The following is a 22,024-nucleotide window of genomic DNA, read 5'->3' on the forward strand; positions in this document are numbered from 1 at the left end:
GAAATGAAACCGCGACATTTGCCGCGTCTGTCGTTTGGCGATGTTCGCGGGGTGAAAACTGGCTTCCGGGCAGATCGGGTGTGAGGGGGGGCAAGGTGGCGAAGCGATGTACCCGGATGTCAGTCGAATGTAAACAGGTTTTTCGCAAGTGAAAGAAAATCGTTTCTTTTGTGGAGCGGAACACCGAACTCTGTCAGCCTCGGGCCGCCGACGTGCGGTCTGAGGCTGACGCCTCTCATGGGGAGTCTTTCCATGCCGGCAGACGCTGGTGTGAACTCTTCGGGCGGCAGGGAAACGGCGAGATGACCTCCACCGGCCTTGAATGTCCGAAATGGAGAACCTCGCGCCAGGAGTGGAGTTCCGCCCGCTGTTGAATTTCTGAAAAAGCCCAATGCAGTTTGCCGACATATTGTTACCCGTGGCGGTTCCCCGGCCGTTCACCTATGCCGTTCCGGAGGGGATGGCGGTGAGCGTGGGGATGCGTGTGCGCGTACCACTCGGCAAGAACAAAATTTGCGAAGGTGTGGTCCGCACGCTGCACCAAACGCCTCCCGCCACCAAAAGCGTTCCACGCGAAGTGCTGGAGGTGCTCGACCGGGCTCCTGCCGTCACGGAGGAGCAGCTCCGCCTGTGGGAGTGGATTGCCGCCTACTACCTCTGTACGCCCGGTGAGGCGATGAAGGCCGGCCTGCCCGGCGGCATCCGGAACGGCACCTACCGCCCCGCGGCTGAAACCTACGTGCGACTGACGGCCGGGTACCGCAGCGAGGAGCGTCTCAACGAGGCGTTCGAAACGTTGCGGCGGGCCAAAACGCAGAGCCGGGCGCTGCTGGCTTATCTTGCCGCTCTGCCCGGCGGTGAGGAGGGAACGCCGCAGCTGGCTCCGGCTGATCCGCAAACGCTCTGGGTGATGCGGGCCGACCTTGCCGGGCATGTGCCTGCGGCCGCGCTGTCGAAACTCGTCGAACGCGGGGTGCTCGAACAGCGGGAGATGGTCCCGGCCGAGCTCGGTCCCCGTTCGGTGGCTCTGCCTCCGGTCGAACTGCCGTCCGGCGACGAACCCCTGCGCAACCGCGTGCTCGACGCCTTTGAACGCCACCCGACAGTGCTGCTCAGTGGCGAAATTGCCGACACGCGGGGAGTTACGATCCCGCTTTACCTGTCGCTCGCGGCCGAACAGGTCGCCCGGGGCCGGCAGGTGCTGCTCCTCCTGCCCGACACCGTGATGACCACGCAGGTTACCAATGCGCTCCAAACCGCCTTCGGGTCGAGATCTCTTTTCTACCACTCCCGGCTGACCGATCATGCCCGTAGCGCTGCCTATCAGCGGATGGTTGATGCCCCGCAGAGCGTCGGGCTGATCGTCGGAACCCGCTCTGCCCTTTTCCTGCCCTTCCGGCAACTGGGGTTGGTGATCGTTGATAACGAGCAGGACGCCAACTATCGTCAGAGCGATCCGGCGCCCCGCTACCATGCACGCGATGCGGCTCTGATGCTCGCCCACCTGCACGGAGCCCGCACCCTGCTTGCCAGTCCGGCACCCTCGACCGAAAGCTGGCTCAATGCGGCCGAAGGAGGGAAGTATGGCTCCGTACGCGTTGCCCTTTCGCCAGCGGCTCGTCCGCCGAAGGTGATGGTGCTGGAGCGGGGAAAACAACTGATCTCGAAATACCTTTATAAACGGATCGGCGAAACGCTGGCCGAAGGTCGGCAGGTCGTTCTGTTCCAGAATCGCCGCGGATTTGCCCCCTATGTCGAATGCACCAACTGTGGGGTTACGCCGACCTGTCCCCATTGCAACGTGACGCTGACCTATCATAAGGAGAGCGCCTCGCTGGTGTGCCACTATTGCGGCTGGTCGCAGCCCTATCGGTCTGTCTGCGGGTCGTGCGGCATGCACGCGCTGGTGCCGCGCGGCATCGGTACCGAGCGGATCGAAGAGTATGCGGCCGAACTCTTTCCCGATACCCGGATTGCCCGCATGGACACCGACACGGCCCGCGGAGCCGGGGCTCTGGGGCGTATGCTGACCGAACTGGCCGAAGGGCAGACCGGAATCCTGGTAGGCACCCAGATGGTGGCCCGTACGGCACAGGCCGGCGACCGGATCGGGCTAGTCGGCGTCATCAATGCCGACAACCTGCTGGCGCACCCCGATTTCCGCGCCGCCGAACGTGCCTTCCAGTTGTTGATGCAGCTCAAGGCGCTGCTGCCCGACGACGGGACCGGCGAACTGGTGGTGCAGAGCTACCAGCGGCTCCACCCCGTACTGGTGGCCGTGGCCAACCATGACGCGGAGGGGTTCTACCTCCACGAACTGGAGGAGCGGCAGGGGATGATGTATCCCCCCTACGTGCGGATGCTGCGTCTGACCTTCCGCCACAGCGATAAAACGCTGGTATCCGACGCCGCGCGGGAATGCGAACGGCTGTTGCGCGAGCGTTTCGGGCGTCGCGTCTCGCCCCCTTACGAACCGCAGGTCGATCGTGTGCAGAATCAGTTTATCTTTCATATCCTGCTGCGCATCGAACGCCAGCGGCCCGTGGCGCGTGCCAAGGCCATCCTGCTCGAAGTGCTCGACGGGGTGCGCAAACGCTACCGAGCCGTGCATATCGTGGCCGAGGCCGATCCCCAGTAGCGAAAGGGTGCGTCCCGGGGCGGAAGTCGCTGTTCCGAAAGCCGATGCGTGTGTCCGAAATGGGGTGCGGAATGCAGTTCCGCGAAAAAACACTACCTTTACCCGCATGAATACCTATTTCCGCATACTCCGGTTTGGACGTCCCTACGGACGATATGCCGTTCCGTATTTCGTCTGCATCCTTCTGCATACGATCTTCAATACGCTGATGTTCTCGATGTTGATCCCGATTATCGACATCATGTTCAACGCCAACGGGATGGTCGAAACCGTCACCACGATGCCCGCGTTCGAACTCTCGTCCAGCTACTTCAAGGCCCTGATGAACTACGGCCTCTACCGCGTGGCCGGGGCCGGATACACCGTGAAGGATATTCTCGTGGCGCTGGCCGTGATCACTGTCATCATCGTGCTGCTGAGCAACCTGTTCCGATACTTCGCCCAGCGGATCCTCGAAAACCTCCGTATCCACACGCTGCAGCAGATCCGCGATACGATGTTCGACCGCATTATCCGTCTCCAGGTCGGCTACTTCAGCAACGAACGCAAGGGGGACATCATCTCCAAAATTACGGCCGACGTGCAGGTCGTGCAGTTCTGTATCACCAGCACGTTCCAGGTCTTCTTCAAGGAGCCTTTCCTGCTGATCGGGTATTTCGTGCTGTTGATCAGCATCTCGTTCCATCTGACCCTCTTCACCATCGCCGTGCTGCCCGTGATTGCGCTCTGCATCGGCTATATCGTCAAACGCCTGCGCCGCTCGGCCACCGAAGGGCAGGAGTCTTTCGGCGAGATGGTCAGCCTGCTCGACGAATCGCTCGGCGCCATCAAAACCGTCAAGGGGTACAACGCGACCGGCTATATCGACCGCAAGTTCCGCAAACTCGACGGTCGCTACTCCGACATCATGCGCTCGATCGCCAAACGGCAGCAGCTCGCCTCGCCGATGAGCGAATTCCTCGGTGTCGCGTCGCTGTCGTTCATTCTCGTCTACGGGGGGAACATGATCCTCGGCGGCGAACTCGGGGCCGCAGCCTTCATCACCTATCTCGGGGCCTTCTCGCAGGTGACCCGTCCTGCCCGGGCCATCGCCGACGCCTTCGGCAACATCAACCAGGGGATTGCCGCCGGCGAACGTGTCCTCGACATGATGGACACCCCGCCCGCCATTACCGACAAACCCGACGCCAAGGTGCTGACCGAATTCCGCGACGCCATCGAATTCCGCCATGTCAGCTTCTCGTATGAAGACAAACGGGTGCTGAACGACGTCTCGTTCACCATTCCCCGGGGACAGACTGTGGCGCTCGTCGGGCCCTCGGGTGGTGGTAAATCGACCATTTCGGACCTGATACCCCGTTTCTACGACCCCGAGCAGGGTTCCGTGCTGGTGGATGGTATCGATTTGCGCGACTACGCCGTCGAGAGCGTCCGCGCCCATATGGGGATCGTGGCTCAGGAGACCATCCTCTTCAACGACACCATCGAGGAGAACATCCGCATGGGGAACGACACCGCTACCCTCGAAGAGGTGATGGAGGCGGCGCGTGTGGCCAATGCCTACGACTTCATCATGGAGACCGAACACGGTTTCCAGACCAACATCGGCGATCGCGGCATGAAGCTTTCCGGCGGTCAGCGCCAGCGGCTCTCCATTGCCCGTGCCGTGCTGCGTAATCCCGACATCCTGATCCTGGACGAGGCGACCTCGGCCCTCGACACCGAAAGCGAACGACTGGTGCAGGATTCGCTCTCGTCGCTGCTCAAGGGACGCACCTCGCTGGTCATCGCCCACCGCCTCAGCACCATCCAACATGCCGACAAGATTATCGTGGTCGAGTCGGGACGGATTGCCGAGCAGGGTACCCACGCCGAACTGATGGCCCTTCAGGGCATCTATCATAAACTGATCGAGATGCAGCAGCTGGCCGAGTAGGCCGCACTGCCGCATCGGTTTCACCGTGCCTTCTCCGCCGGGGGAGGCCCAGATCGAAAAGCAATGAAAAAAATCCTCTTCCTAAGTCTGTTTCTGCTGATGGCGGGGAGTGTGATGGCCCAGAAAATGGTGATCGGGTCGCGCGTTCCCGACTTCAAGGGCGTACAGTGGATGACCACCATGCCCCACACGTCGGAGACTCCGGAAGCTGCTCCGATGCTGATCGAATTTTACAACCCCGACAACGCCTCCTCCGTGCGCTTTTTCTCGAAACTGGCCGGTGTGAAGGAGCGTCATCCGAAGATTCAGATCGTGGTGCTCGTGGCCCGGAACAAACAGAGCGCCGAACAGCTGCTGGAGAGCCACGGCAAGGAGTATTATATCGGGCTCGATCCCGACGGGAAAGTCTACCAGGCGTTCAACGTCCGTTTTTTGCCCTACACCATTTTGGTCAACTCCAAAGGTGAACTGCATTGGCAGGGCAACCTCGGGAACCTGACCGACGGCACGCTACAGAAAGTAAAATAGTCTTCCCGCTTCCGGGCAGACCCTGTGCGGGGGAGAAAACGGCCGCTGCGGCGTCAGCGGCGAGTCCCAATCCCTCAGTGCCTCTGTCTTCTGCCTCCGCTCCTGCGCCGGCCGAAACCCATGAATACCCAAACAATATACACATATTACGCTCGTGAAAAAGTCGTTTCTTTTGGCCGCCGGTCTGCTTTTGAGTCCCGCGGCGCTTTTCGCCCAGAAAAACGTCGAATTCAGCACTCCGTATGAGTTCGATCCACCCCACTACATCTGTTATCGTGCGCCGCAGCCCGTCACGATCGACGGCAATATCGACACCCCCGAGTGGGCCGAAGTTCCCTGGACCTCCGATTTCGTCGATATTCAGGGCAAGAACCGCCCCGTGACCCCGCGTCACCGTTGCCGCGCCAAACTGATGTGGGACAACCAGTATCTCTACATTGCCGGCGAGATGATCGAACCCCACCTGTGGGCCACCCTCACCGAACGCGAGTCGGTGATCTTCCACGACAACGACTTCGAGGTGTTCCTCGATGTCAACGGCAGCACCCACCACTACATGGAGTTCGAGGTCAATGCGCTCGGCACCGAATGGGACCTGCTGCTGACGCGTCCCTACCGTGACGGATGTATGCCGCTCAACGCCTGGAACATGAACGGCATGCGTTCGGCCGTGAAACTCTACGGTACGCTCAACGACCCGTCGGACACGGACGAGAAGTGGACCTTCGAAATGGCCATTCCGCTCTCGACCCTGCTCGAAGTGCACTACGGACCGCGTGAGGTGAAAGAGGGTACGCAATGGCGTCTGAACTTCTCGCGCGTGCAGTGGTTGCTCGACGTCAAGGACGGCAAGTATGTCAAGAAACCGAACACTCCGGAAGACAACTGGGTGTGGGCGCCCACCGGCAAGATCAGCATCCACGAACCCGAATACTGGGGCTTCCTCCAGTTCTCCGAAATCACGGCCGGTAAGGGTACCGCCCCGTTTGTCTGGAACCGGAACGAGGATGTGAAATGGGCTCTGCGTCAGCTCTACTTCCGTCAGCGCGAGTTCCGCAGCGCGAACGGTCGCTGGGCCACGACGCCTGCCGAACTGAAGGCTTCGCAGATCAAGGTCGAAGGGATGACCTTCCAGCCGAAGGTCTATATTGCCGGTGACACCTACCGGATTGTGGCTCCCGGTTTCGACGGCACCTCGTGGGCCATCGACAACTACGGCCACATCGCGCAGGGACGATAGTCCTTTCCTGAACGGTCAATTTTCGGCTCTGTGCCAGCGGCTGGGTGCCTGCTGGAGATGGTGCGCGGGGGATTGAGGCAGAGGACTGCTGGCGAACGTGAGTGTAGCGGGTGTGAAGAAACAGGGCAGATTGCCGTGTATGGTATGGCGGGCGTAACGACTCCCCGAGGGGACGTTACGCCCGCTTTTGTATGGCCCTGAAGCCGGTGGAACGACGGGGAAAAAGAGGGGCGAATGGGGGAAAAGTGGTGTCTTTTTAGGACGACGGATGCTCTGGATTGGGTCGGTGTTTCCCCGAACGAGGTCGAGGGCGAGGAAACGAGAAGGAAAGTGCTGTCGGGGGCTGGGCGACGGGGGTAAGGAATCCTTGCGGAGGGTCGGCCGTGCAACTGGATCGGAAACGCTCATTTGTCGAGCGGCAGAGGGGCAAGGTCAAAGAACGAAAAACAGGTGTCGACCGATGTGCGGATCCGGGCAGACCAGTTTTATAAAAAACACGTATCTTTACAGCAAGGTTGCATGCCGATCGCAGAGCCATCCGGGAACCTCTGGATGAGTTGAGGTGGTGCACCTTGCGACCGACAGCGGCACTCCGCGTGGCGGAGGGTCGTCGGGCCGGGGGGAATCCCTGCAGCCCGGTCTTCGGCATATGGGTCGGAGACATTGTATGAAAAGTTCTTACATACTGAGTTCTCGCCCGTAAATCATCGCAAAATTTCAACGAAAGAGAACGCTTAGAACAACGAGCTTCAGTTCCTGTCAATTACTTGGCATGGGTCTGAAGCTATGGTTGTTTTGGGTGTTCTATTTTGCGATGGACCTACGGGCGACATAGCGAAAGATCCGTGCCTTTTTATATCGGCGTGGAAGTCGCCGCAGACCGGGGAAAAGGAGAATCGCGTTCCGTCTCTTCTCCGCAGGCTCCGAGTCGGGGCCCTCCGTCGTGCTGCACACCGCTCCGCGCCCCCACGGAAAAGGCCGATGCGAATCTCTCACCCGTTTCTGACACTTCTTCTGCTTCTCTGTGCCGTTCCGGCCGCCGCGCAAGACGACGACCGTGCCGTCGAACGCACCGTGTGGCAACTCGATGCCGGCCAGGATGCCTTCGGATTCGGCGCGCTGCAGGCCTACGACAGCTATTTCGAACAGGCCACCGATTTCAATTTCAGTTTTCTGCGCTACAAGCCCCGCGGCTACGACTGGCGTTATCGCTCCTACCGGATGGGCGGGGTGATGCTCAGCGACTGGTTCCGCGGCGCCCCGGCCTGGAATGCCGTCAGCGGGCTGAGCTCCGTCGGTACGGCCGTTAACGACGAACTCCAAACGCCGTTGACCGCTATCGGCCGCAGCGAGGAGCGTCAGATACTCCCCTGGCAGCAGACCCGCGGCGGACGCGTCGCCCTCTCCACCTCCAACCGAACCTACAACTTCCGCGGCACCGCGGGCTACAACTCTGCCGAGAACGAACGCAACGGCTGGGGCTACTCCCTCTTTGCCGGTCGGAGCTGGGGACGCTCCTATGTGATCGACGGCGTGTGGAACGACAGCTGGGCGCTCTTCGGCTCCGTCTCGAAACGTTTCGGCGGCGACCGGCACCGTCTGGCCCTCACCGCCTGGTATGCCCCTACGCAGCGTGCCCTGCAATCCGCTTCGACCGCCGAAGCCTATGCCCTGACGGGCAACAACCTCTATAATCCGGCCTGGGGACGCTGGGACGGGCGGCAACGTTCGTCCAACGTTCGGACGGCCCGTCAGCCGGTTGTGATGCTGACCCACGAATATGCGCCGGATGACGCCTTCCGGCTGACCACGACGCTGGCCGCCCGCTTCGGTACGGAGAGCTATTCGGCGCTTGACTGGCAGAATGCGCCGAACCCCCGCCCCGACTACTACCGCAATATGCCCAGTTTCCAGCCCGAGGGGAGCACGATGCGCGACGTGGTTGCCGACCTGTGGCGCACCGACGAACAGGTGCGTCAGATCGACTGGGACGCGCTGGTGAGCCGCAACCGGTACGCTGCTCCGCGGGCACACTACATCGTGACCAGCCGCGTGCGGGACTACCGCGAGTTCATGTTCCACTCTACGGCCGAGTGGCGTCCTGCGCCGCAGACGCTGTTGCGCGGCGGAATCGAGTTCCTGGGGGCCGAGAATCTCAACTACAAGCGGTTGGACGATCTGCTGGGGGCCGATTACTGGCTCGACGTGGATGTCTTCGCCGAGAATCCCGAGGATGTGCAGAACAATACCCAAAGCGACATGCATCACCCCAACCGGCAGGTCCGCGAGGGCGAAGCGTTCGGCTACAAGTACTCCATGCAGGCCTTCATGCCGCGTCTGTGGGGCCACTTTACGCAGCGGCGCGGTGCGTGGGATTTCGAGGCGGGTGGTTCGCTGGGACTCACGGCCTACCATCGTTTCGGCTACTACGACAAACAGAATTTTTCGGGCAGCGAGTCGTTCGGCTGGTCGCCGTGGCTTACCCGGGTCGAATGGCTGGTGCGCGGCGGCATGGGCTACAACGTCGGAAGCCGCCTGCGCGCGGGGCTGCGTTTCACGGCCCAGAGTCTGGCTCCGACGCCCCAAAACGCCTTTATCTCGCCGGAATACCGCAATGCCTATGTCCCGGACCTGATGAACGAGCAACTGCTGGGGGCCGAAGTGACGTTGAACTACCGGACGCCTTCGTTTCGGGCCTATCTCGGAGCCTTTGCCACGTCGATCCGCAACCGGACCGAGGTGCGCGATTTTTATGACGATCTGAATCACTTTTTCTGCAACTACCTGATGTCGGGTGTCGATACGCGCCACCTGGGAGTGGAATTGTCGGCCGAAGTACAACTCGGCGAGCAGTTGTGGCTGCGCGCTGCGGGAGTGGTGTCGGACAGTCGTTACACGTCGAATCCGGGGGCGGTAGAACTGCGGGAGAGTACGGGCGAGCGGGTCGGCGAGGAGACGGTCTTCTACCGCGGGCTGCACACGGCTTCGGGGCCGCAGACGGTCGGGGTGGTCGAACTGGAGTACACGCCGCGCTCCTGGATTCTTTCGGTGGCACTGAACGGTTTTGCGGCGAACTACATCTCGCCGACTCCGCTGCGCCGGACACAGCGGGCACTGGAGGTGACGGATCCAGCCACGGCGCTCGATCAGGAGAATTTCGGCGCGGGGGCGACGATCGATCTGTTCGTGGGGCGGACTTTCTATCTGGGCGAGCAGCGGTTGGGGTTCTATGCCGGTGTCAATAACCTGCTGAACCGGCGTAATATCCGTACGGGCGGTTATGAGTCGTCGCGGCTGCGGGCCAATGCTGACGGGGTCTACCTGCCGCTCGATTCGAAATATTATTACGCTCAGGGAATCAACTTCTTTGTTACGGCCACGTGGCGTTTCTAACCGGGGTCGGGTAGAGGGCTGACGGGGGTGCCTCGCGGCGATGTCTTGCGGAGTGGCCCGGCGGAGGTGCCTTGCTGCAGTGTCTGGCTGCGGGGGAGCTGGGCAGAACCGAATGTAGCGTGGAGGTCGCGGCCGGGAAAACGAATCGGGTCTGTTGGGCTGTAAAGCCCAACAGACCCGATTCCGTTACAGGGGTATGGCGCTGTCTCTTTGTGACCGCTTTTTGCGACCGGAGACGGTTTGTCGAGAGGCGGCGTGAGGTGTGTCTAGATACCGGTGTGGGGTGTTCCGCGATAGAGGCGTAAAGTGGCGCGAAGGTATGGTGTCCGAAAATATTACGAAGGGGCCGTTTCGGTAGGGCCGTTATTTCCTTGCTTCGATAGCTGTTCCCTATTTGAAAGTCATGGTGAAGATACAGCCGGTGCCGCCGGTGCCGGGACGGTATTTCAGGGTACCGCCGTGCAGCCGCATGATCTGACGCGAAAGGCTCAGCCCGACGCCCGACCCGCCGGTCTTCGTGGTGAAGAAGGGGACGAAGATGTGTTCCGCCACTTCGGGCGGGATGCTCGGCCCGTTGTTGGCCACGGTCAGAATCACCTGCTCGCGGCTGTCGAGCGTGGCGGTGAAGTCGATCTGCGGATGTTCAGTGTCGAGGGGCGCCTCGATCGCATTTTTCAGCAGATTGATCGCCACCTGATGGACCAGCCCCCGGTCGGCATACAGAATCAGGTCGTCGGGTTCGACTGAAAGCCGTATTTCGACAGGTCGGCCGCCTTCGGGCACGGTGGCCAGTGCCAGCGAGCGGAGGCTCTCCATGAACTCCCGAACGTAGAAAAGGGTCGGCTGCGGGGCCGGCAGTCGCGTAAACTTGCGGTACGATTCGACGAACGAGATGAGCCCCTTGGCGGTCTGGCTGATGGTCGAGAGCCCTTGTCGCAACTGTTTGTCGTCATTCTCGCCGACGCGTTCGACCAGCGAATCGCTGATCGAGGTGATCGGGTTGATGGAGTTCATAATCTCGTGGGTCAGCACGCGGATCAGCCGGATCCACGACTCGATTTCGCGGTCCGAGAGTTCGTTTTCGATGTCGGTCAGGGCCAGAATGCGGAGCCGTTCGCCACGGCGCACGATCGACGAGGCGTGGACCGAGAGGGTGATCGATCCGCGCTCGTTGTTGCAGGCCAGCTGGTGGCTCTCGCCGTCGGCGATGTCGCGGATGCGGGCCGGGAACTTTTCGTCCAGTTGGCCCAGCTGGCTGATGTGGGTGAAGGGTGTGATGCCCAGCAGACGGGTCGCTTCGCGGTTGGTCTGGAGGACTTTTCCCTCGTTGTTGACGATCACGATTCCGGTGGTGACGCTTTCGAGGATCAGCTGGAAGTATTTCTCCTGTTCGATGGTCTCGTCACGGGCTTTGACCAGCAGGGCCCGGATGCGGTTGAGTGCGGCGTTGATGACCATGTCGTTGCCCTTGACGGCAGGGCCTTCGGTAAACTGGAAGGAGTAGTCGCCGTTTTCGATGGAGCTGAACATGAAGAGCAGTTTGCGGGCGTTGCGGTTGTTGTAGCGGATGACGCCGACCAGCGAGGCGACCAGTACGGAGCCGGTGAAGAAGGCGAAGGCGTAGTACTCCTCCACGAGGAACAGCCACGTCGCAACGGAGCTGATTACGATCAGCGCCAGCAGGGCCACAAGCCGAAAGGTCACCAACAGATTGAACATGTCCGATGCCGGGCGTGTCGCGAACCGCCGCCCGGGGGCGGGGTCAGAGGTTGTATTTCTTGATTTTGTTGTAGAGGGTCTGGCGCGTGACGCCCAGTTGCGCGGCCACGGCCGAGAGGTTCCCTTCGTGCTGGCGCATTGCGTCGGCGATCATCGTGCGCTCCATCTCTTCGAGGGTCGAGGGGACGGCTGCCCTGGCGGGGGCTTTCTCGCGGTGCGAGATGAGCAGTTCGTCGGCACTGATCAGCGCCCGGTCGGCCAGGATCACGGCTTTCTCGACGGTGTGCTGCAACTCGCGAATGTTGCCGGACCAGGTATGGTTCTGCAGTTTGTCGGTCGCACCGCTGTCGAATCCGCTGCAGGGTTTGTTGTATTTGGCGGCGTAGCGTTTCAGGAAGATCTCGGCCAGCGGCACGATGTCTTCCGTGCGCTGGGCCAGCGGCGGAATCTCGATGTGGATGGTGTTGATGCGGTAGAGGAGGTCTTCGCGGAACTGACCGGCGGCAACCATCTGGTTGAGGTCGCGGTTGGTGGCCGAGATCAGCCGGATGTTGACCGGGATGGGGGTGTTGCTGCCGACGCGGACGATGCTGCGGCTCTGCAGGGCGGTGAGCAGTTTGGCCTGCTGGTGGTAGGGCAAGTTGCCGATCTCGTCCAGGAAGAGGGTTCCGTTCGAGGCGGCTTCGAATTTGCCGGCGCGGTCGGTTCGGGCGTCCGTGAAGGCCCCCTTGTTGTGGCCGAAGAGTTCGCTCTCGAAGAGGCTTTCCGGGATGGCACCCAGGTCGACCGTCACGATCAGCTCGTCGCGGCGGCCCGACAGACGGTGTATTTCGCGGGCCAGCATCTCCTTCCCGGTGCCGTTTTCGCCGGTAATCAGGATGTTGGCATCGGTGTCGGCCACCTTTTCGACGATGGTGCGCAGCCGCTGCATGGCGGGCGAGGTGCCCCAGTACATGGTGCTTTCGCCCTGCTCGGGAGCGAACGAACGTTTGATGTCGCCGAGCTGTTTGGCTTCGGTGCGCGACCGGTGGAGGGCCAGGGCGGATTGAAGGGTGGCCACCAGTCGGGCGTTGTTCCACGGTTTGACCACGAAGTCGGTGGCGCCGCGCTGCATCGCCTTGACAGCCAGGTCAATGTCGGCGTAGGCGGTGAAGAGAACCACCTCGATCGACGGGTCGGCCTTTTTGACCTCCGCGAGCCAGTAGAGCCCTTCGTTGCCGCTGTTGATGCCCGAGCTGAAGTTCATGTCCAGCAGCAGCACGTCGGGATGTACCTCGCGCAGGGTGCTGAGCAGCTGTTTGGGGCTGTTGAGGGTCACGATCCGTTCGAAGATGCCGTTCAGCAGGATCTCGACGGCGGTGAGCATACTCTGGTTGTCGTCGACCACGACGATCGTTCCTTCTTTTTTCATGGCGGAAAGTTATCGCCCGTACGGGGCGGGTCTTTGGGGGCAAAGATAGGGTTAAGTGTCAAAAAAATGGACACCATTGTCAAAAAATTAGACACTCTGTTCTGGTGTGTAAAAATGAAAATATCAGATAATCAATCGCTTAAGTGCTTTGGCACGGGCATTGGACTATCTGAAGCAAGAAATGATCATTCACAACCACTGAAACGGAAACTTCGAACGACTTATGAAAAAATTGATAACTCTTGCGATGATATGGGCCGTTGCGGCTTCGTGTACGATCGTGCGGGCGCAGCAAACCGACACGACCCGCCTGTGGACGCTCCCGGACTGCATGCGCTATGCGATCGAGAACAGCCCCCGTGCCGTTCGCCAGCAGCTGGCCAATGCCAACCTGAAAATTTCGTATAACGAAGCCATCTTGAAGCACCTGCCGTCGCTCAGCGGTAGTGTCGGCGCGTCGGCAGGCTTCGGGCGAAACGTCGACCCCGGAACCAACACCTATACGACAGTCAGTACGTTCAGCAACAGTTACAGCCTCGGTGCCGGCATCACGGTATTCAACGGTTTGCAGTTGATCAACAACACGCGTGCCAGCAAAGTAGCGAAACTGCGCGGCGAGGAGGCCCAGCGGCAGATCGAGGATGCCATTTCGATGGAGACGATGCAGGCCTACTACGACTACTCCTATACGCTCGGTACACAGCGGCTGGCCCGTGAACAGGTCGAGGCCTCGCGCGACAACCTGCGCCAGGGGCGGCGGATGATGGAACTCGGACTGCGTGGGGCGGCCGACGTAGCGCAGCTCGAAGCGACGCTGGCTTCGGACGAATACAACCTCACGAAGGTCGAAAACAACATGCGGAGCTGTGAACTGAAACTCAAGGAGGTGATGAACTACCCGCCCGAGGCGACCATCCGGATCGATACGGCGTGGCGCTATGCCCTTCCCGAACCCGAAACGGCCGAAAAGGAGCGGATCGTGAACACGGCGCTGGCGACCCTGCCCGATACGCGGATGTCGGCCATGAATGTGCGGATCGCCGAACTCAGTCTGTCGAGCGCCAAGGCGATGCTTTTTCCGTCGCTCTCGGCTTCGGCAGGTATCGGGAGCAGTTATTACAAAAATCTGAAACAGGATGCTGACGCTTTCGCCACGCAGTTTAAGAACAACCTCTCCAAGTCGGTATCGGCCAGTCTCAGCGTGCCGATCTTCGGCGGGTGGAGCCGTCAGTCGAACCTGGCCCGTACGCGCAACGAGCTGCGCAGTAGCGAGCAGACCCTGATCGAGACCCGGCGTCAGATTGCCGTCGAGGTGGAACAGGCGGTGCTCGATCTGAACGGCGCCTACTTCGAGCGGCAGCAGGCCGAAAAACAGGTACAAGCCCAACTGTTGGCCTATCGGGTGGCACAACGCAAGTATCAGGAGGGGTTGCTCAGCGTGCTCGACTTGCAGACAACTGCCAACCAGCTGCTTCAGGCGCGGGCTACGCTGCTCAGTGCCGAGCTCACCTGGCAGGCCAAACGGAAACTGGTCGATTACTACAAGGGGGTTCCGTTTCTCAGCGAATAGGGAGCGACGCGGAGGAGGCAGGTAGCGACAGAGGGTTTGTTGCCGATCCTTTACGAAACCAAACAAAAGGCGGGCGGTGTTTGGATTGTTCCGAAGCGGCCCGGTCGAAAGCGAATAACGAAAAATAAAAAACATAAACCATGGACAGAGTTTTAGAAAAGAAAAAAGGATTGCAGAAAAAGCATCTTCCCTACATTGGCGGTGGTGTCGTGCTGTTGTTGATCGCGGGTTGGCTGGTGTTCGGCGACCACAGTTCGTCGTTGAAGGTCGACCGGCGGATGCTCACCATCGGAACGGCCCAGCGGGGTCAGTTCAACGACAATGTGAGCGTCAACGGCAGCGTGCTGCCGATCACCACCGTGCAGATCAGCCCGCTCGAAAGCGGCAACGTCGATACGAAGGTGGTCGAAGAGGGGGCGATGGTCCGCAAGGGCGACGTTATCATCAAGCTGACCAACCCGCAGCTCAATATGGAGATTCTCAACAGCGAGGCCAACCTGGCCTATCAGGAGAACGAGTTGCGTAATACACGCGTCAGCATGGAGCAGGAGAAACTCAACCTGCAGCAGGAACGGTTGCAGGTCGAGATGAGCCTCACCCGCGCGCGTCGCAAATACGAACAGTGTGCGGCGCTGGAGAAAGAGAACCTCATCTCGCACGAAGAGTATCTCCAGGCCAAGGAGGACTACGAGCTGACGGTGCAGCAGAAAGAGCTGGTGTACGAGCGACAGCAGCAGGACTCGACCTTCCGGAGCCACCAGGTCGAGAATATGGAGATCAGTCTCGAAAGCATGAAACGGAACATGCAGCTGATCCGTCAGCGCGTCGACAACCTGAACGTGCGGGCCAACATCGACGGCGAGCTGGGGCAGTTGGACGTGGTGCTGGGGCAGTACGTGACTGCCGGTACGAAGGTCGGGCAGATCAACGACCTGAGCGACTACAAAATCGAGGCGATGATCGACGAGCACTACATCGACCGCGTGCGGCCCGGTCTCGAAGGCTTTTTTGAACGTCAGGGAAAGCAATTCGGACTGGTGGTGAAGACCGTCTTCCCGGAGGTTCGCGACGGTCAGTTCCGCATCTGGTGCTACCTGACGGGCGAACGTCCCGACAACATCCGCTCCGGTCAGACCTATTTCGTCAACCTCCAGCTCGGCCAGCCCTCCGAAGCGATCATCATCCCGCGCGGAGCCTTCTACAGCACCTCAGGCGGCAACTGGATCTACGTACTCTCGCCCGACGGCGACAAGGCTTACCGTCGCCCCGTGAAGATCGGCCGGCAGAACCCCGAGTACTACGAGGTACTCGACGGGCTGGACGATGGCGAGCAGGTGATCGTGTCGAGCTACGAAACCTACGGCAACAATGAAGTGCTGCTGCTCGAAGATTAGCTCTCCGTTAGCGGGCTGTGTGGGGGCGTAACGTGTGGAACGCGAGCTGAGAAAGTGAAATTACGGCAGTGTGTAACCTGCCGGTTACGTCGGCAGGGCGATGTGGGTTTTGGAGGAGGTGCGGGGAACGAATCGGGAAATTTTCCGATCTTTCGTGCCCGATTCCGATGATACGTAACCTGTCGGTAACATATGCGGCAACTATTGTAACCCGCAATTTCCTGTTGCAAAGTGCTCGCCTCCCGGGCAGTACCCGTTCGACTGACAGCAGGCGGATGGAGTAATGAGCGCAAAAAAATATTTCCCGGCGCATCCAAAAGGAGAAGTGGATGCGTCTTTATGGAGTGGCGGGGCGGTTTGACGGTATGGCCTCCCCACCACTTTACCATCCGACTGGTTTCGAGGCGGGGAGGAAAAACCTTCCGCCGGGAAAACAGATAAATTGAATACAGTGAACATGAAAACGATTTTTAGAAACTTTCTGACCACCCTGCGTCGATTCAAAATGGCATCGACGCTCAACATACTGGGATTGAGTGTCGCCTTCGCCGCCTTCATCCTGATTCTGATGCAGGTACGTTACGAATACTCGTTCGACCGCTTCCACAAAAACGCCGACCGGATCTACCGGGTCGAGACCACGACGGCCGATATAGGTACCGTCCCGATCGTGTCGCTGCCCTTCGGTCCCACGTTCGGGAACAGTGTGGCTGCCGTTGAGTCCTACTGTATGCTTACGCCGACCATTGGGAACTCGTATGTGACGCTGGAGCGGAACGGTACGCAAACCGGCTTTATGGAGGATGTCTTCTATGCTTCCAAAGGATTTATAGAGGTCTTTACGCCCGAGCTGTTGGAGGGTACCGATCAGGTGTTGGCCGAACCGGATAAAGTATTGTTGCCGGCCTCACTGGCGCGTAAGTTTTTCGGAGTGGAGGTCGGTGTGCTGGGTCGGCGGGTGTCGCTGACCCGCGGGGACGGAACGCACGACTATCAGGTGGGGGGTGTCTATCGCGACTTCCCGGAAAACTCCCAGATCAAGAACTGTGTCTATGCTTCGAAATCCGAACGCGAGTGGCAGGCTGAGGATTGGGGAACGTTCAACAATTACATGTATGTTTTGTTGCGACCGGGAGCCGATGTCTCCTCGATCCTTGCGGAGTGGAACCGGTTCGACCTCGCATCCAAGGTGCAGTGGGGCGAAAAACCCTCGGTCGGGATGACGCTGCTGTCCGATATCTATTTCGACACGCGTTTGCTCAAGGCGGATATATTCACCGAACATGGACAGCGTACGACGGCCGATCTGTTGCTGGCCGTAGCGCTGCTGGTAATCGGCATTGCCGCCATCAATTTCGTGAACTTCGCTACCTCGCTGGTGCCGCTGCGCATCAAAAGCATCAACACCCAGAAGGTACTGGGGTCTCCGGTGTCCACGCTGCGTTGGGGGCTGATTTTCGAAGCGGTCGGCATCGCGGTGCTGGCCTTTGTGTTGGCGCTGCTGTGGGTGCTGATGCTGGGCGAGACCTCTTTCTCGCAGCTCCTCTCGGGCGGAGTCTCGTTTGCCAACAATCGGGTGGTGCTGTTCCTGGCTGCTGGAGTGGCCGTCGCGGTGGGTTTCCTGGCCGGTCTCTACCCGGCGTTCTACTCCACCTCGTTCCCGCCGGCACTGGTGCTCAAACGAGGGTCGTTCGGGATGTCGCCCTCCGGCAAGCGGCTTCGCACGATACTGATCGGGTTTCAGTTCGTGGTGTCGATTGGCCTGATTGTGGCCTCGCTGTTCCTCCAGCTGCAGAACAGCTACCTCCGACACCTCGACACGGGACTCGACCGCGAACAGGTTGCCTATGCCGAGTTGCACGGCAATCTGGTGGGGTCCAAGGCTTTCGAAGCCGAGTTGAAACGGTCGCCCCTGATCGAGGACGTGGCCTACTCCGATATGTTAATCAATGTTGGCAATGCCCATGCACAGTGGTTTAAGACGATTCGGGGACAGGAGGTCAGCTTTATGGTCGACCAGGTGTCGTGGAATTTCCCGCAGATGATGGGTGTCGGTCTGGTCGACGGTGCCTACTTCAGCCAAAACGACGTGCAGAATCAGGGCAATACCTACCTGTTCAACGAACGGGCGGCGCGCGAGTACGGCATCGGTCTGCAGGATCGGATCGTTGAATGCGGCGAGGGGGATGATGCCGTGAAGTCGCGCATCTGCGGCATCTCGAAGGATTTCAACTTCCAGTCGCTTCACTCCGCCATCGAACCCTATGCCATGGTGGTTCAGGGAACGGCCTTCGGGCAGACGGCACTGACGGTAGCCTATTTCAAAATCAAGGGCGACCCCTATGCGGCGCTGGACCATATCCGCAAGGCGGCTGCCGCGGTCGATCCGGCCTATCCGATGGATGTGCGGTTCATGGACCAGGCCTTCGACGACCTCTACCGGAAGGAGTTGCGCACGACGTCGCTCATCACGGTTTTTTCGTTGCTGGCTGTACTGATTTCGCTGGTGGGCGTCTTCGGACTGGTGGTCTTCGAGACGCAGTATCGCCGCAAGGAGATCGGTATCCGCAAGGTGATGGGGGCGACGGTGCTCGAAATCCTCACGATGTTCAACCGTTCGTTTTTTCGGCTGGTGCTCATCTGCTTTGTGGTGGCGGCGCCGCTGGCCTGGTACGGCGTGACGCGGTGGCTGGAGACGTTTGCCTACCGGACGCCGATCTATTGGTGGGTGTTTGCCGTTGCGCTGGTGATTGTGATGGGGATCACGCTGGTGACCGTGACGGTCCAGAGCTGGCGGGCGGCAACGGCCAATCCGGTGGGGGCGATCAAGTCCGAATAGCGGCTCCCCGGCCTGCAGCCTGGCGCTTGTTGACGCCCGGCGGAAAACAGCACGGGCTCGACTTCACAGGGCGTGAAGTCGAGCCCGTTTGCTTAAATGGTAGTGCGCTTTGGGCGGGGAAGTGTTACTGTCGTTGTGCCTCCTTGTGGGGCGTTGTGTGTTTCGTCGTGTGTATCTTCGGGGCCGGGGTTGCGTTGTCCTGTTTCTATTGTCGAGGGCAGCATTGCCCTGCTTCTTTTGTCAGGGCTGCGCCTCAAGCATCGGAGGGCGTGGGGACTGTCGCTTTGTTCGACGGTGGCGCACCGACGGTTCAAATCTTTCGGACGGCCGGGACGGTACGAAGGATGCAGACCTGCGAAAGTGCCACGTGAGCGATTACCAACGAAACGCAGTCGTGCTTGAAGGTCGGGATGGCCGGGGGCGGAACAGTCAGGACAGCGGCGGTCAGAGTTTTTTGCCGTAGGCCAGGTCGCCGGGGTCGCCGATACCGGGCACGATGTACGATTTGACGGTCATCTCTTCATCGACGGCGGCGGTCCACAGGGTGACGTGGTCCATGGGTAGCCGTTTGCGGACGTATTCGACTCCGTCGGCGGAGGAGATGACGGCGGCCAAGTGGGTGTGCAGCGGCACGCCTCCCTTTTCGATCAGGGCGTAGTAGGCCAGTTCGATTGAGGCGCCGGTTGCCAGCATCGGGTCGACGATGATGAGCACTTTCCCTTCCAGATCGGGGGTGGTGACCTGTTCCAGCACGATCTTCATCGTGCCGTCCTTGCTGTATTTGCGGAAGGCGGAGACAAAGGCGTTCGAGGCGTTGTCGAACACGTTGAGGAATCCGTGGTGCATCGGGATGCCGGCCCGCAGGATCGAGGCGATGACGATCTCGTCCGAGGGGAGCATCATTTCGGCTTCGCCCAGCGGGGTGACGACGGTCTGCTGCTTGTAGTTGAGGGTCTTGCTGATTTCGTAGGCGATTACTTCGCCGCTGCGTTCGAGGTTGCGGCGGAAGCGCATCGGGTCGCGCTGGGTCACTTCGTCACGCATCTGCGCCACGTAGCGCGAGAGTATGGAGTTCTGCTGGTCCAGGATCTTGATCATGGCGGTGGTGGTTTGGTGGCTGTGGGGCGGTTGGGGTTGATGCTTGCAAACCGGTGGTGGAGCCTCGCCCCTCGGTGGGTCCGTCCGGTTCTACAAATATAAACTTTTTCGCGGTTTGGGCAACCCCTTTGCCGCAAAAATCACCCTTTCAGCACGATTTCGGCCACGGCCAGATCGATCGGGGTCGTGATCTTGATATTCGAGGCGTTCCCTTCGATCAGGACGACGCTCCCGGTGCCGGTGAGTTCGACCACGGAGGCATCGTCGGTGAAGCGGTCGTCGAACGGCGCTTCGTAGGCGCGGCGCAGCACCGTGCCGCGGAACGCCTGCGGGGTCTGGACGGCCCGGTATGCGGCGCGTTCGACGGCTTCGCTGCCGCCGGGGGTGAGCTTCCGCAGCGAATCGACCACCGAAATGGCCGGGATGGCTGCGCCGTGCTGTTCTGCTGCGGCGATGACGCGGGAGATGGTGTCGTTGTCGGCAAAGGGGCGCACGCCGTCGTGCACCAGCACGATGTCGGCGTCGGGGTGGGTGGCGAGGCCGTTGCGCACGGAGTGGAAACGGGTCGGGCCGCCGGCGACGACCCGATGGGGCAGCTCGAAACGGTGCTCGCGGCAGAGCTCCTGCCAGCGGGCGATGTAGGCTTCGGGCAGCACGAGGGTCAGCTTGTGCACAGAGTTATCCACAGTCCGTTCGGCGCTTTGGCCGATTTTATTCACAGGTTGCGTTTGCGGTGTGGAAAAGTCGGGCCGGGAGGTCAGGTAGTGTGTGACGCCTTCGGCCATCCGGCGCAGGGTGCGCATCACAATCGGCTCTCCATCAAGGGGTAGAAACTGTTTCGGGGTGTCGCTCCCCATGCGGGTGCCGGATCCGGCGGCTACGACAATTGTTAATATGGTGTGCATAACTCCGTGTGAAATTCGGTGATTAGGGCAGGTAATCGGTGAAAAACAACTGATCGCTGGTCGCAGTGCAGGTTATTGGGGGGCAGTTGTTAACAAGTGGGGCTGACAGAGGGAACCGGTTTACGGTTTGCGAATCGCCGGGGAGGGCGGCTGGGGTTCGCGGTTAGTGGCTGGTGGTTAATAACTGCCGGTTGGTGGTTTGTGGCGGGCAGTTGGCGGCGCAGTTGTGAGGCCCGGGCGGGTTATCGGCGGTGTCGTGGGGGGTAGCTGCAGTTCGTAAAATTCGTAAAATCGACGCCGGGGGCTGATGGGAAACGGCGGGGATAAAGCAGTGCGGACATGTTCCGAAATCCGGGTGTGGCAGTTTGGAACCGGCTGTTGCGATGGGCTTCCTTTTCCATTGTTCCTTTCCTTATACGAACGAATTTTTGCGGGGTCGCAAGGTTACTCCGGGGGAATTGAGGAAAACCGGCCGGGCAGTCTAAAGACGGGCGATGGCGTCGGCCACCTGCTCCATCAGCCACTTGGGGGTGGAGGTGGCTCCGCATACGCCGACCGAAGCGGCTCCGTCGAACCACTCTTTTTGCAACTCTGCGGCGTCCTCTACCTTGTAACTGCGCGGATTGGCTTCGTGGCACACGCTGTACAGTGCTTTGCCGTTGGAGCTTTTGCTGCCGCTTACGAAGATGACGACGTCGAACCGGGCCGCAAACTCCCGCAGGTGGGGGTTGCGGTTCGAGACCTGACGACAGATGGTGTCGTGGACGGTGACCTGCGCGGGGTCGGTGGCACGACGTAGAATTTCGTCGCGGATCTCGTTGAAGAGGCCGAGACTTTGGGTGGTCTGCGAGAGCAGGCAGACGGGGCGGCTGAAGTCGATGCGGTCGAGGTCGGCGATCGTTTCGACCACGATGGCCTCCTCGTTGGTCTGTCCGGTGAGGCCGACGACTTCGGCGTGACCGGGCTTGCCGAGGATCACGACCTGTCCGCCGACGGCTTTCATCTGTTCCCAGGCGCGGCGGACGCGTTCCTGAAGCTTGGCGACCACGGGGCATGTGGCGTCCACCAGATCGATACCGTATTGTCGGGCGAAGGCGTAGGTGGCGGGCGGCTCTCCGTGGGCGCGGATCAATACGCAGCGACCGGCCAGTTGGGGCAGCTGTCGGTGGTCGACGGTCTGCAGGCCGAGTTGTTCGAGGCGGTTGACCTCCACGCGGTTGTGCACGATGTCACCCAGGCACCATACGGCGCCGTGGCGGCTGCGGAGCAGCTCTTCGGCGGTGGTGATGGCTTTGACCACGCCGAAGCAGAAGCCGGATTTTTCGTCGATTTCGATTCTCATCGCTCTCGGGC

13 protein-coding genes are annotated in these 22,024 nt (G+C 60.4%); 8 read left to right on the top strand and 5 right to left on the bottom strand.

Annotated elements, in window-relative coordinates:
• Positions 1 to 391: 391 nt before the first annotated feature.
• The 5 genes from priA (at position 392) to BQ5379_RS08410 (ending at position 9,735) form a co-directional block, all read left to right on the top strand.
• Positions 392 to 2,638, top strand: a complete 2,247-nt coding sequence (gene priA, locus BQ5379_RS08390) for a replication restart helicase PriA (RefSeq protein WP_071135016.1) — start codon at positions 392 to 394, stop codon at positions 2,636 to 2,638.
• A 106-nt stretch (positions 2,639 to 2,744) separates the two neighbouring features.
• The gene (locus BQ5379_RS08395) at positions 2,745 to 4,574 is read left to right on the top strand and encodes an ABC transporter ATP-binding protein (RefSeq protein ID WP_071135017.1); all 1,830 of its coding nucleotides are present in this window, start codon (positions 2,745 to 2,747) and stop codon (positions 4,572 to 4,574) included.
• 63 nt (positions 4,575 to 4,637) lie between these two features.
• Positions 4,638 to 5,102 carry a TlpA family protein disulfide reductase gene (locus BQ5379_RS08400; RefSeq protein ID WP_071135018.1) on the top strand — a complete coding sequence of 155 codons (465 nt, stop codon included), beginning with the start codon at positions 4,638 to 4,640 and terminating at the stop codon, positions 5,100 to 5,102.
• 154 nt (positions 5,103 to 5,256) lie between these two features.
• On the top strand, positions 5,257 to 6,342 hold the full coding sequence (locus BQ5379_RS08405; protein ID WP_071135019.1) for a carbohydrate-binding family 9-like protein: 1,086 nt from the start codon (positions 5,257 to 5,259) through the stop codon (positions 6,340 to 6,342).
• Between the two features lie 981 nt (positions 6,343 to 7,323).
• Positions 7,324 to 9,735, top strand: coding sequence for a porin family protein (locus BQ5379_RS08410; protein WP_071135020.1), 2,412 nt, complete (start codon positions 7,324 to 7,326; stop codon positions 9,733 to 9,735).
• A gap of 390 nt (positions 9,736 to 10,125) precedes the next feature.
• Here the strand turns inward: BQ5379_RS08410 and BQ5379_RS08415 are convergent, their stop codons facing one another.
• Complete coding sequence (locus tag BQ5379_RS08415; protein WP_071135021.1) at positions 10,126 to 11,454, bottom strand: sensor histidine kinase; 1,329 nt, start codon at positions 11,452 to 11,454, stop codon at positions 10,126 to 10,128.
• Positions 11,455 to 11,497: 43 nt separating this feature from the next.
• A complete protein-coding gene (locus BQ5379_RS08420; RefSeq protein WP_071135022.1) occupies positions 11,498 to 12,865 on the bottom strand; it encodes a sigma-54-dependent transcriptional regulator in 1,368 nt (455 codons plus the stop codon).
• 223 nt (positions 12,866 to 13,088) lie between these two features.
• On the opposite strand from BQ5379_RS08420, the gene BQ5379_RS08425 reads away from it, so the two are divergent.
• The 3 genes from BQ5379_RS08425 (at position 13,089) to BQ5379_RS08435 (ending at position 18,668) form a co-directional block, all read left to right on the top strand.
• On the top strand, positions 13,089 to 14,435 hold the full coding sequence (locus BQ5379_RS08425; RefSeq protein ID WP_071135023.1) for a TolC family protein: 1,347 nt from the start codon (positions 13,089 to 13,091) through the stop codon (positions 14,433 to 14,435).
• 140 nt (positions 14,436 to 14,575) lie between these two features.
• Positions 14,576 to 15,829 carry an efflux RND transporter periplasmic adaptor subunit gene (locus BQ5379_RS08430; protein ID WP_071135024.1) on the top strand — a complete coding sequence of 418 codons (1,254 nt, stop codon included), beginning with the start codon at positions 14,576 to 14,578 and terminating at the stop codon, positions 15,827 to 15,829.
• A gap of 457 nt (positions 15,830 to 16,286) precedes the next feature.
• The gene (locus BQ5379_RS08435; protein ID WP_071135025.1) at positions 16,287 to 18,668 is read left to right on the top strand and encodes an ABC transporter permease; all 2,382 of its coding nucleotides are present in this window, start codon (positions 16,287 to 16,289) and stop codon (positions 18,666 to 18,668) included.
• Between the two features lie 444 nt (positions 18,669 to 19,112).
• Here the strand turns inward: BQ5379_RS08435 and upp are convergent, their stop codons facing one another.
• The 3 genes from upp to BQ5379_RS08450 form a co-directional block, all read right to left on the bottom strand.
• A complete protein-coding gene (gene upp / locus BQ5379_RS08440; protein WP_071135026.1) occupies positions 19,113 to 19,766 on the bottom strand; it encodes a uracil phosphoribosyltransferase in 654 nt (217 codons plus the stop codon).
• A gap of 140 nt (positions 19,767 to 19,906) precedes the next feature.
• Positions 19,907 to 20,671, bottom strand: a complete 765-nt coding sequence (locus BQ5379_RS08445) for a 2-C-methyl-D-erythritol 4-phosphate cytidylyltransferase (protein WP_083377670.1) — start codon at positions 20,669 to 20,671, stop codon at positions 19,907 to 19,909.
• 481 nt (positions 20,672 to 21,152) lie between these two features.
• On the bottom strand, positions 21,153 to 22,013 hold the full coding sequence (locus BQ5379_RS08450; RefSeq protein WP_071135028.1) for a 4-hydroxy-3-methylbut-2-enyl diphosphate reductase: 861 nt from the start codon (positions 22,011 to 22,013) through the stop codon (positions 21,153 to 21,155).
• Positions 22,014 to 22,024: the final 11 nt, after the last annotated feature.

This window comes from Millionella massiliensis (assembly GCF_900104655.1).
In the GTDB taxonomy this organism is placed as follows: Bacteria; Bacteroidota; Bacteroidia; order Bacteroidales; family Rikenellaceae; genus Rikenella; species Rikenella massiliensis.

Coding starts and splice junctions, on each gene's coding strand:
- BQ5379_RS08425 (WP_071135023.1), top strand. CDS start 13,089: ATGAAAAAATTGATAACTCTTGCGATGATATGGGCCGTTGCGGCTTCG.
- BQ5379_RS08415 (WP_071135021.1), bottom strand. CDS start 11,454: ATGTTCAATCTGTTGGTGACCTTTCGGCTTGTGGCCCTGCTGGCGCTG.
- BQ5379_RS08410 (WP_071135020.1), top strand. CDS start 7,324: ATGCGAATCTCTCACCCGTTTCTGACACTTCTTCTGCTTCTCTGTGCC.
- priA (WP_071135016.1), top strand. CDS start 392: ATGCAGTTTGCCGACATATTGTTACCCGTGGCGGTTCCCCGGCCGTTC.
- BQ5379_RS08450 (WP_071135028.1), bottom strand. CDS start 22,013: ATGAGAATCGAAATCGACGAAAAATCCGGCTTCTGCTTCGGCGTGGTC.
- BQ5379_RS08435 (WP_071135025.1), top strand. CDS start 16,287: ATGAAAACGATTTTTAGAAACTTTCTGACCACCCTGCGTCGATTCAAA.
- BQ5379_RS08445 (WP_083377670.1), bottom strand. CDS start 20,671: ATGCACACCATATTAACAATTGTCGTAGCCGCCGGATCCGGCACCCGC.
- upp (WP_071135026.1), bottom strand. CDS start 19,766: ATGATCAAGATCCTGGACCAGCAGAACTCCATACTCTCGCGCTACGTG.
- BQ5379_RS08395 (WP_071135017.1), top strand. CDS start 2,745: ATGAATACCTATTTCCGCATACTCCGGTTTGGACGTCCCTACGGACGA.
- BQ5379_RS08400 (WP_071135018.1), top strand. CDS start 4,638: ATGAAAAAAATCCTCTTCCTAAGTCTGTTTCTGCTGATGGCGGGGAGT.
- BQ5379_RS08420 (WP_071135022.1), bottom strand. CDS start 12,865: ATGAAAAAAGAAGGAACGATCGTCGTGGTCGACGACAACCAGAGTATG.
- BQ5379_RS08430 (WP_071135024.1), top strand. CDS start 14,576: ATGGACAGAGTTTTAGAAAAGAAAAAAGGATTGCAGAAAAAGCATCTT.